This window comes from Bacillus sp. FSL E2-0195 (assembly GCF_038003645.1).
Taxonomy (GTDB): domain Bacteria; phylum Bacillota; class Bacilli; order Bacillales; family Bacillaceae_G; genus Bacillus_A; species Bacillus_A mycoides.
Window position 1 is genome coordinate 17,825 of record NZ_JBBOPN010000002.1, and the last position, 12,173, is coordinate 29,997.

Consider the following 12,173-nt stretch of genomic DNA (forward strand, 5'->3'; position numbering starts at 1 on the left):
ACAAAAAAGGACAAACCTGTACCTTTGGTTAGGTACGTAAGGTTTGTCCTTTACGTAATACGAATTTACATTAGTATATTTTTACATTCGGAATTATCATATCATTATTTTGGTTGAACGTCTATATACATTGTATGCTCTGTCATAGATTGTCCAACTCGGATTTTAAAATCACCCTTTTTATAATTATTAATAGTTTTAGCATCTACAGTTTCTTGAATTTCCTGATCCAAGTTTAATCCTATTAACATACTAGTCCACTTTTTCGCTAAATCTATTGTTGCAGGATGATTATCTAAGAACAAAATCTTGAAATCATTCGTACTTCCCGCTACAGAAAATTGTGCTCCAAGACTTCCCCCTGGAAGATACATACCTTTATCTATAATATTTACAGAACCTAGAAGGTCATTATATTTAAGATTCGTATTATATTTACTATTAATACCTTTTAAGATATTTTGGGCTTCAGAGGATAGTTGTTTTTTAACCATCGGATTTTCTAACGCCTCAGGGAAATATTCGAAATCCTTAGATACAATATTTGCATCTAACCCCTCTGGTAATTTAGGTGTCTCAGGTTTTGGATCTGGCTTTACTTCTGGTTTTTCTTCTGGCTTCGTTTCAGGTTTTGGATCTGGCTTCACTTCTGGTTTTTCTTCTGGCTTCGTTTCAGGTTTTGGATCTGGCTTCACTTCTGGTTTTTCTTCTGGTTTTGTCTCAGGTTTTGGGTCTGGCTTCACTTCCGGTTTTTCTTCTGGTTTCGTTTCAGGTTTCGGGTCTGGCTTCACTTCTGGTTTTTCTTCTGGTTTCGTTTCAGGTTTTGTTTCTTTTTCGATTACATTAATAGAGTTATATAGGAACTGACTGTATTGTTCACGAGTTACGTGCATTTGTGGAGAATACTTATTACTTCCTGTACCAGCTGTAACACCATTTTCCTCTATTGCATTAATTGCATTATATGCCCAAGAGTTTTTATCAACGTCTGTGAATAATGTTTTTGTAGTTGCTTTAAACTTAAATGCATTTGTAAGTACCTGTGCCATTTGTTCACGAGTTAAAATATCATCCGGACCATATTTCCCTTCACCATAACCACTTACAAGACCTGCTTTAGCAAGTGCTAAGATTTCCTTTTCAAACATATGTCCTTTGATATCATTAAATGGATTTTTGTAACTAGCATCTGCATCCGCTGGTTTTACATATGCATAAATCATACGAGCAACTTGTCCACGAGTTACATTGTCACCAAAACCAAACTGTCCATTTCCGTATCCTGCTACTACTTTACGGTTTGCTAAATCATAGATTGCTTTAGTAGACCAGTGATTTGCTGGAACATCATTGAATTTTAATGAATCTGTATTATCAGCAGCTTTAGCAGTAAATGCTCCCGCCCCTAAAAGTGATGTTCCCATAATTGTTAGTGCTGTTGCTGTTTTTAAAAATTTGTTAGCCATTGTTTGTTCCTCCAAATATATTAGTTTTTTATAGATTCTTTTATTGTACCTAATTTGAACATAAAATCCAGATAATTTAACATATAAATTATATGATATTGTTTTTTTATAACCGTTGTTCTATATGGAAAATATCACCATATAGAAATAGGCTTGTAAAGTATTTTTATATATTTATTTATTTATTTATAAATATATTTTTCTAGCAAAAAAACTATACTTTTCAGCATATTCTTTTATAGCAAGAATCTTATAGACCTCACTTTCATTATTTAAAATATACTTGTCCCATTCCATCCTTACTTGCCCATATCGGAGCCTTTACACCTTCTACTCCAATTAGCTTAAATATGAAGAAATGGTGTTCTGCATTCACCTTGAAAGAGAGTGGCTGACCATGCTCTATGCGACCTTTCGTATACTCATACTTCCAGCCATCCATCTTTTCTTCTTTCATTCTTTTCTCTATTCCAGGGATTAAATCAACCCTTTTCCCATTGTTATCATATTGAAATCCACCCTTATTCTCTGCACTTTCTACCATATCAGAAGCAAAGTTATGTGCTTTCACCAACTGAATCCCATACAATACACCTTCAGGTAGAAGACTAATTAATAATAAAGAAAGTGTAAGGAATAGAGCTGTAGTTACTGTATTTTGCATTCTTTATACACCTACTCTTTTTCTATTATTTTACGTTCCCACCAATTTGTTTTTCTTTTGCATTCGCATCGTAGATAATAATACTTCTTGCTTTACTCTTTATCGTTTCTTTTTTTTCATCAAATTGCTTAAAATAACTAGCAGCTTCTGCATCACCTTCAACAGCGATCATTGCTGGTTTTTCCTGTACAACATGAACAGAAAAGTGACGTTTTGAAGCAGGATCTTTAAAATCTGCATTACTGTTATATGCTTTTTCAAATTCTTTTTCTGCTACTTCTCGGTCAACTGTTATCTCTTCCTCTGCACGGAGAGTACCTACTTTTACAGCCTTAGATAGAGCTATCTCGCCCCCTCTTTCTAAAGACGATTTATTATCAGTATGTGTTGTATCCCCAATCACCATATCCGTTACAAAGAAAAGGCATCCAACAAATAATAGCAACGTACTTGCAGCTACAATAAATTTTTGCATTTTTTATCATCCCTTCTTAATTTTCGGTCTTTCGGAAACGAAATCCACTTAATATAGAGCTTTTCTTCTGGTTCAGCAATTCGTTTGGTAGTAATAACTCTGCTATCTTCTTCATTATTCCTTCTAACTCTCTATAATAGTTACGACTTGATAGTAACGTACTACTATTCAACTGTGCTTCAAATACATCCTCAATCCCATAAGGTGGTATAGCTGCTAATAACTTCTGTCCTAAACATTCTTCCACTACCTCGTGTTTTAACAATGATGATGAAAATTTATTCCCAATTACTTTTGTTTTCTCTAATGCTAAGTAGGAAACTAACTTTCTTTCTTTTTGCGTAAGAGGGTGTGCTATCTTTAACATTTGATGAAGATCTGGCTCCGCTACAAAGAATATGTAATCAGCCATTTCGCATATCTCATGGTATAAATCTTTGTCCCAATCATTCCCTGCATCAATAATAGAAATAGGTGCTTCTTGGTTCCCCAATAAGACCTTAATAAAATGGTCAAAGTCCTGCTCTGTTTCATTTTTTAATTCTTGGTCTACAATCGGATTCTTTACGATAAAGTTTATTTTTCCTTGCTTCCACTTTGGAATCGATAATATATCGGATTCCTTCTGTAACATCTCTTTATAGCGCTGTAACATGAACTCGCTGCGATAATTTTCTGGTGCTTCTGTGTAGCCCTTTAATAGTGGATACGTATATCCCTCATCGTATAGATTCTCTATATAGTTCACATCAATCTGTAGTTCATTCAAATAGGCAGCTAGGAGATGTGAAACAAAAGTAGCTCCACTTCTCCTATTCATACTGGCCACAACAATTGTTTTCCTTGGAATTGCTATACCAATCTGCTTCTCATATACAGGTTCAAACGATAATTTATATTGCTTTTTAATTATTGGTGCTTTTACCGTTTCCTCTTGTACAGACTTACGTTTTTGTTTGTTTTTAAATATTTTTGACTTAGAGGCAGGTTCATCATTGCTTCCTTCCTCTAAGTCACTTGGCACTTCCTCTTCTTCCTCAGCAGGAATGTCCGGTAATTTCGTTTGTTGCGGTGCCTGACTTGTTCCAACAATCTCGGCTACATTCTTAATATCCGACTCCTGTAGCAACTGCGGGATGACTTTATTATCAATATCAATTCTACGAGAGTTGAAAATGTCATAGATACCTAGATAAATCAGTTTCGCCAAAAACTCATCATCATTTTCACGTTCTGTAAAAACTACAATACGAATATCTCGATTAAAACGTATATCCCTTAACTTCTGTAAGATAATCAATTCACGTTTATCTTCCTGTCCCGCATCAATATTTAATCGTTTGTCATTAATACATAGAATCTCGGGTTGTTCCGTATCTAAAATTTCATCTAGATATTTAATATGCATTACATCACTATCAGCCACTTCAAATCCCGCGCCAACAAAATCTTCTCGTAAATATGCCGTATATACAGTATCACTGATGGCTAATACAATTTTTTTGACCATGGTAGACCTCCTTTAACTTTTAGCGTTGGATTAAAATCATGTTTTCAATTGGAATTTGCGCCTGTTGATGAATCTTCCCCAAAATCTCATTCAGAATATACTCCACTTCAACTTGCTCCAATGGTCGTGGTGCCTCAAAATCAGAATTAAGTTTTATTCGTATTTCCAGTCGATCTTGAATTTCATTTAATGATGTATCGAGATAAAGAATTCTGTAGTATAAAACACCATCTTCAATGCTTTTTTGAATCATCTCTCTTGTTTGATAAATAAATGTAACCTCTGCAAGCTCAATGAAAGGATTGTCTATCGTTACTCCGCTATTCCAAGTTAGATTCCAAATCTCACAGTGTTCTTCCGCATGCACAACAACTCCATTTACTGAGGGCGTAATTGCAAAAAGACGATCTACAGGAACTTTAGTTAAAGTAGTGGTATCCCCATTTACTAGTTCCAATCCTTTTTCCAATCGTTCGTGTTCAAACGCGCATTCAGCGCCAGCAAATGCAATTTCGCAAAATACTTGTTCTAGTAATGGACGAATCCCCTCAAATGTTCGTATTGCAAATACACTAAATTCCTGTGTTTCATCCGTTCGAATGATTTCATATAATTCAAACTCAGATGCATTTACTAAAGCAAAAGGAATATCTTTAATAAGATTCGAATCAGTATATAGCTCCTCTGGAATGTGGGTTTCAGGATGATGTACAAACTCAAGGCATAGTTGATATCCTTTTAAAAATGCATTCTTGGCTGCTGCTGGGAATAGAGTTTCAAAGCGCTTTACATTGTTCTTAAATTTCTTTTCTTCAACTTCGTTATTAAACTCCCTTTCTTGTAGGATATTAGCTTTGTTACCTAACAATAAAAAGTAATGATTAATGATACGACTAATACTTTCTTCAAACGTTGAATTATCCTCACAATACTTTGCAAATCTCTCTTTACTCATGCTTACAATTTCATTCATAGTTCTGATTTCTCCCTTTCAAATGTTATTAATACATAAAAAAAGACACACCGATGGCAGGTTATGTGCCTTCGGTGTGTCCGTTTAGCTAAAGAGTAAATCTATTAATTTGTATATTTCTCTTAGTAAATTCTTGTTCATGTATTAGAATACATCTCTGAATTTTAAAAGTCAACAGTTTCAAAAAATCCTAATGCTAATATATTCACTTATATTTTTCTTATTTTTTATGTATCTAATCTAAAGAAAACAATATTTCAAATAAAAATATATTCAAGTATTTTATATAAATAATACAAGAATCATATATAACTAAACTCAAGTATTAAATATAAAGAGAAAATACAAGTGCTTATGAATCCTTATATACCATAAGTTCTTTTATAATAAACCAAATTACATATCGTACTATCCCCATTACATACAAGTAATGAATCATAAAAAACACAAATTAAGAAGCTAAATATCATATTACTAAGAATTCACAGGTTTTAATATATAGTATTAAGATAATCACAAGTATTGAATCGAATTATAAACAAAATGAATCGTATCCAAAAGCAGCATAAACTGTTTACATATTTACGTAAAAGCGCCGGTAAAGACATTTCCTTAACAAAAAAACATGTCCTCAAATTAAAGAACATGCCAAATAACCCTTGCTTTTATGTGATTTTTTAACAAGGGCTGCTGCTTACTATATTTTTTAAGATTTTATGAAGTCTGGATAGGCACCATTTTGATTATAATAATTCATCATTACATCGTATCTTTCTTCTACAGACAAGCTTTTTTCCGTAAAATTAGTCCAGAATTCTCTAAATTGTACTCGCATAAATGCAGGAATAGAGAATATTTCTTGCTCTTTCGTATAATTTTCAACCTGATCTAATGCATAAGTCATTGCGGTAATCAGTAATACGTTTTGTTTTTCCTTTGTTGGCATGTATGCAGCAATGTCCACAATTTCCTGTTTAAATGCAATCATCATATTTTCACGATCTTTCTTTCGTAATGATTGTCCCATATATTTTAAACGAGATACTGCTTCCTTTCTGCATTTCGCAACTGGCCTATGTAAATCTTTTTTATCCTTCTCAACTACGCAGTTTGAAGAAAACACCACATTGAACTTTTCAATGATGACTTGTTTCACCTGTTTTCTAGCACGCGCTATGCGAGAGTCGCTAGACTTCTTTTCCTTAGAATCAATTGCTGTAAATTGCACAATTGGTTTCAAAATTTCTATGTATTGTCGTACCTTCTTTGCATTACGATTCAATTTATCCTTTAAAAAAGTCATTCTTCTTGTAATCTCGAACTCTTGAATCTGGTGCTTATAATGCTCCATACCAATTTTTCTCGAAAAAGTATTTATTAATTCTAATAGGAACATAATCCCTCTGTTATCACGAGCCTTTACAAGACTACTAAGTATAGTTGTTTGAATAAGATGAAATGGAATTCGGAAATATGATAGTGATATATCTGTAGTTTTTGTAGTTTCTGCAGCAGTATGGTTATACAAGGCATAATCTACAACCTCATATACAGTACGATTTCCAACAGGTGTCTCTTTTACGAGCTTACGCCCCAAGCAAACTTGAAACCCCGTATAAATTGTTGTGTAGGGAATCCCACTGTTCTTAGCAAGATCCATGATTTGAAATTCACGTGGTAGCGTTCCTATATCATTACATTCAAAGTGAAGCAAGATATAAGTAGCTAAAGCTGAAGATGGTAATTCTTTTCGTTCATTTTCTAGTTTTACGATGTTCAATAATCCATCGAAAAACTTAACCCCATGTACTTTAAAGTTCTGTTGGGAAAAAGTCATTTGCGTATTCATAGTTTTCTTTTACTCCCCTCCCAAAAAACACAAAAAAGACACACCGCTGGCAGATAATACGCCTTCGGTGTGTCCGTTTAGCAATTTTTTTATTTATTTATTTGTATATAATTCTTAAACAATTGATATTCATGTATAAGATTATCTTTATAAAATTAAAATGTCAATACATTTTCTCATTTAAGTTTTATAAGAAATAAAACCTATACTTGGTTTAATTAGAAGTTGTACCGTAGATATCTTCTTACTTTTAATAATACGCCTTCAACTTCCTATCATTTCCATTCGAACGGACTTTCCCCATAACAACCACACTTTTTTTAGCGTAACACTATCAGTATATCCAAGTTTAGGAGATTACTTGCAAAAACTTTAGAGTTTTTGCACCAAAACCTTGCAACCTTTATATACAGCCGGATTTTCAAAACTACTTAGTACATAATTAACTCACATATTAATGTTATGTAAACAATTAAAGCTCATTCCAGAGAACGCATTCACATTAACATATCAATTGACATTAACATGTGATCAAATTCCCACTGTTAAATGTTGATTTCATATCAACATTTAACAGCATTAGCAACCTTATAAGAAACACTTCTAAATGACTAACACCTATAGAACCTGCTCATGCCCAGGCTTGCACCAGAGTTAAAAGCTAACAAAATATAATAAAACTTATAAACCAATACATACTTCAGAGCATCAATAACCTCTATAACAAATCTCAATTATTTTTTGATATATTTCACCTAAATAAACACTACTTCGATGGAGCTTCAAAATTCACTCTTAACTCTATGAAACTAAACCCTTTACAAGTTGTCCTTTTAGTTGATACAAAATTAACAATAAGTATAGCGTCGTATTCAAATATCAATCTCTTGTTAATAGCATTATAGTTTCATGTTAATGTTAATGATAATAATATAGATATTCTTAACAGTATCACTCAATAACTGGTCAACATGTTAATTTCATTCTCTTTATTCACTTTGTTATTTGCACACATAATTAATCAATTAACACCGAAAAGGTATTGATCGACTTGTTTAGATGATCAATAGGAAACATTAGTATATTTAACCTTCATATCAAAGCGTTCTATAAAATCCATCACTATATATTTATTTTATTTTCATATTAATCAAAGCGATTATTGAACATTCTATATTAAAAGTGCCCCTTTATGGAAGACCACCGTAGATACAGCAGGCGCCTATGGTTATTTTAGTTGATAAGACATTAACATTGATGGAAAGCTGTTCTTATGTAACTTATTTCATATCAATGTCACATTCTGTGTTAATGTCAATACAAACCCAAGATCCGCCCCTGGATCGGATGATTTTCACCTTTATTAAAAAACAAGATGTTTTATGTTAGATAAATAACGTCTTTAAGTTGTTTAAAAGCTACTAGTATTAAATTAACTATGCAAATCCAACCAAGTATCCTATACCATATTAAAATACTCGTACATTTCACATTAATAGCAGCGTAGAGTGGGAATTAACTCTTACAGTTTATTTATCTTGATTCTGATCCTATATCGCTAAGTACATTTAAATTCACCAAATAATACTACTACATTAGTATTATTACCTTTTTTTCTAGTTTTTATACATTATAATTTAAATTCCTTAGTTTAGTATGCTTGTTTTTCCATAGTATACTTTAATTATATCCTTATAACTTATTTACAAAACACCTATATTTCCTTATCATTAATATTAAGTGACATGATTTGTTAATCTCATGGCAACTATCATTAATCTTACTAACATAAAAGATAGGTATTTTCATCGATAGAACATTACCATTTAGACACTTAGAGTTAACAGTAATATCAACAAATCCAGCGTATTACGTATTAACAGTTAATGTTTTGTTAACAAACATTCGGTTACATGTTAATTTTATATTTCATGTCAATTACTGAATGGGTAGGGATTTACATGATTATTATCGAAATAATGCCTAACATGTCAATTTCAGTTTACATGTTAATTACAAATCGGGTGTTTATGAGTTGATTTTTAAGGAGGTAGTTACAGTGATTGACCAAAAAAACGAATCACAAGACCATCAAACTAATGATGATGACATATTAAATGATACTGTTTTTGAAAAAGCATGGCGAATAACTGAATTTTCTAAACTAGTCGGGCGTCATCATAATACTGTTTATAATTGGTTCAACATTCTAGAGGAAAAAGGGCTTCACGAAACTTTAAGAACCCAAAACACAAACGAAAAACTCTATAATACGTTAGATCTTGAAATTGCTCTATTTATAAAACAAAAAAGAGATGAAAAATGGTCTTTAGATGCCATTATTGACCTTTTACCACACCAGTTTGATTTAAGACCAGTTTCACCAGAGAATCAAACAAATGAAGTATCTACCGAATTAAACCTTCAAGCCGCTGCAGAAATTATCGAAAAAATGGTAACTAAGCAGTTAGAAGAAAAAATAAAACATATTGAATCTCATTATGAAGAAAGGGTTGAAAATATACTAAAACAGTTACCACAACCAGAAGATGTAGAAACCATAAAATTACGCCAACGCCAAGATAGACTGGATAATTTCATTATTGAGCATAGAGCACGTCAGGAATTAAGAAAACAAGCAGAAAGCCTGTGGAATAGTAAACCTGAAGAAGAGCGTACTAGAAAAGTAGGGTGGTTTAAAAAAGAGGAAGATTTGAGTAGAAAACAACTCTTCATTGAGCAGTACATACAGGATAATATTATTGATTATATAAAATCTCTTATGAATACTGTGGAATAACAAAAAAGTCTGGATCTTTATCCAGACTTTTTCTTTATTTTGTAGTACCGAACATCTTATCTGGATCTAGGAAATCCGCAAATTCATCATCTTCATTTGCTCCAGCATCTTTATTTTCTTCATCACTACCCATATCAATAAAATCTCCAAATGCAAAGCCTAAGTCGTCATCATCATCTACATTCTCTATTGTACTAATTTGAGACTTTGTGTACTGAATTTGGCTTTGTCTTTCTTTAAACTCATTAAATTCTTCAACTAAACCTTTAGATAACCTTGATGGTAATGCATCAGTTTTATAGAACGTATATACACTTCCTAAGAAATCATTCTTACTTACTAAATACCCGTTAAAAACAGTACCATTTATAGGTAGATTATTTGAAACTTCTACTTTAGCATCATCCATAAAGGAATCATCAATGTTTTTTTGCTCATCTAAGATAGCCAGCATGCCAAAATGATGTACTCTTGACGCTTCAACAGAACCATCGTTATTTTTCTTCATCAAATCAATTGGAGGATGGAATGAGCTTCCTCTTAATGACTCTTGGAACATCTCTATAATTGCATGGCTATTTTCTATCTGGTTCATATTGCGTGAAACCTTATTAATAACTAAACAGCCCGTTTTCTCAAGTAAAATACGTTTAAAGTCTTGAGAATCAAGTATTACAGATGTACCAGATCCATTGGCAGCAGTATTTAACTCATGAATAATCTCACTAATGCGTTGATTTGCATAGTCTCGTGAATTGGCAATACCTTTTTTCTCATTTTCATTTAATTTCTTAAATTCATCATAAAAGTGCTGGTTATCAGCAAATACTACAAATGCTACACCTTTTGATTTATCATTTGCTAATTTCCAAATCTCCTGTGAAAATTTATTTACTTGTCGTAATACATCTGGCCCATCTGCTCGGACAGGCAGTGTTACAACAATCCCCATTTTTATAAAGTCTTTGCGTTCAATAGCATTTTCAAAGGCGATTCTCGTAAACTTCGCTTGATTTGCTTTTATTTCAGCCATTGGGTATTGCTGTGCAACTTTTTGTAATTCTTGTCTAATTACTGGCTTATTATGAAAAGCCGAAAACTCTTCAATGGCCTTAATGATTGTAGAAGTTCCTGTGCCTCCACCAAGTCCTGCAAAAAACAAAACAAGTTCATCAGATGGTCTTACACGTTCAGTTATAAATTCTTTTAATTTTTCTTTTGCGTCATCATTTGAATCAAGAACCTTTACCGCACGCTCAGGGTTTTTACCTAAACCACCTAATTTAAGTGAAACTTGATTGCTTTTTGGTACATTTTTTAGTTCGGCTAGATCCCCATCATTACTATTTAGCGCTAAGCAGTTATATACTGCTGTTCCGTCTGTATGTTTATATTCCGCAAATTTATCTACCATTCTAGTACCAGCTTGACCAAAACCAATCATCGTCATTTTAACTGCTACTTCATTCTTCAAAAAGTTCTTTGCCATTATTTTATCTCTCCTTATTCACTTTTTTTTCTTTTCCCTAATTCAATAAGTACTTGTTGTCCTCTATAAGTTAAGATTAAAAATTTATATGGGTGCATAGTCTTTTCATAAATTAAAGACATTGATGATAATGTACTCACACTTATTTCAGCCGAACGCCTTGATATATTTGTACGTTCAACTTCTAATGAATAAGATTTTCCTTTTGTTTTCTTTACTCTCCTGTCTATAACTACATTTTCCACTATTTCATTAATGGATATGCCCCTCATATATGTTGTCTCTTGAAATTGTTTGTTTACTACGTTTCCTATGTATAGAAATACACTGTATAGTATCTCATCTTGTTCAAGAATATCAGCAAACATGTTTACTACTTCATCTGCAAACTTGATTGTTTGATATTTTTCACTTAAAACCTCGTTCAAGTTGCCCCCCCCTTAAAGCATTGGTTAATTATTCCTAGAAACATAGTACATCATTATACGTCGTATATCAAGTCATTCTATATAAAACTTATATAGAAAACTTATATATAGAACTTATAAGTCTCTTAATAAAAGAAATCCGTATTTTACATAGGTTCTTATATACGACGTATATATAAAGCGTATATATGATATATCAATCTCACACTTCATGTAATTCACATTTTAACAAGGATTGATTTACTATCATGACTACATGAAATGAACATATCAAAAAATAGCTCTATTTTATTAACATAAAACTTATAAATTATCAATCCAAAACCTTGTGCATTTTATATATACACTTTGTATATACAGCGTACATTAAACACTATATATATCAATGAATTCCATTCTTATATATATCAATTTCACATCAACACTACATAGTAAGCGGTACATGTAAGTTGTGTGTATAAGAATTATATGTACCGCTTATATAATAATGAGGGAAAAGTTCTGTATTTTAATAATTAA

At 32.2% G+C, this 12,173-nt stretch carries 9 protein-coding genes; 1 reads left to right on the forward strand and 8 read right to left on the reverse strand.

Annotated elements, in window-relative coordinates; translation table 11 throughout:
* Window positions 1-104: 104 nt before the first annotated feature.
* From MHH59_RS27535 to MHH59_RS27560, 6 genes are all read right to left on the reverse strand, one after another.
* Window positions 105-1,466 carry an S-layer homology domain-containing protein gene (locus MHH59_RS27535; RefSeq protein WP_340853140.1) on the reverse strand — a complete coding sequence of 454 codons (1,362 nt, stop codon included), beginning with the start codon at window positions 1,464-1,466 and terminating at the stop codon, window positions 105-107.
* Window positions 1,467-1,734: 268 nt separating this feature from the next.
* On the reverse strand, window positions 1,735-2,130 hold the full coding sequence (locus MHH59_RS27540; protein ID WP_002169981.1) for a DUF4320 family protein: 396 nt from the start codon (window positions 2,128-2,130) through the stop codon (window positions 1,735-1,737).
* Between the two features lie 25 nt (window positions 2,131-2,155).
* Window positions 2,156-2,605: a hypothetical protein gene (locus MHH59_RS27545; protein WP_340853146.1), complete on the reverse strand. Its 450-nt coding sequence runs from the start codon at window positions 2,603-2,605 to the stop codon at window positions 2,156-2,158.
* A 16-nt stretch (window positions 2,606-2,621) separates the two neighbouring features.
* Complete coding sequence (locus MHH59_RS27550) at window positions 2,622-4,115, reverse strand: hypothetical protein (RefSeq protein WP_340853147.1); 1,494 nt, start codon at window positions 4,113-4,115, stop codon at window positions 2,622-2,624.
* 19 nt (window positions 4,116-4,134) lie between these two features.
* Window positions 4,135-5,088, reverse strand: coding sequence for a hypothetical protein (locus tag MHH59_RS27555; protein WP_098342184.1), 954 nt, complete (start codon window positions 5,086-5,088; stop codon window positions 4,135-4,137).
* Between the two features lie 706 nt (window positions 5,089-5,794).
* Window positions 5,795-6,937, reverse strand: coding sequence for a hypothetical protein (locus MHH59_RS27560; protein WP_340853153.1), 1,143 nt, complete (start codon window positions 6,935-6,937; stop codon window positions 5,795-5,797).
* A gap of 2,059 nt (window positions 6,938-8,996) precedes the next feature.
* Here MHH59_RS27560 and MHH59_RS27565 point away from each other — a divergent pair.
* Window positions 8,997-9,737, forward strand: a complete 741-nt coding sequence (locus MHH59_RS27565; protein WP_201055017.1) for a MerR family transcriptional regulator — start codon at window positions 8,997-8,999, stop codon at window positions 9,735-9,737.
* A 34-nt stretch (window positions 9,738-9,771) separates the two neighbouring features.
* Here the strand turns inward: MHH59_RS27565 and MHH59_RS27570 are convergent, their stop codons facing one another.
* Together MHH59_RS27570 and MHH59_RS27575 are read right to left on the reverse strand one after the other, a co-directional pair.
* A complete protein-coding gene (locus MHH59_RS27570) occupies window positions 9,772-11,226 on the reverse strand; it encodes a hypothetical protein (RefSeq protein WP_002069458.1) in 1,455 nt (484 codons plus the stop codon).
* Window positions 11,227-11,240: 14 nt separating this feature from the next.
* Window positions 11,241-11,654: a hypothetical protein gene (locus tag MHH59_RS27575; protein ID WP_078205620.1), complete on the reverse strand. Its 414-nt coding sequence runs from the start codon at window positions 11,652-11,654 to the stop codon at window positions 11,241-11,243.
* Window positions 11,655-12,173 lie beyond the last annotated feature (519 nt).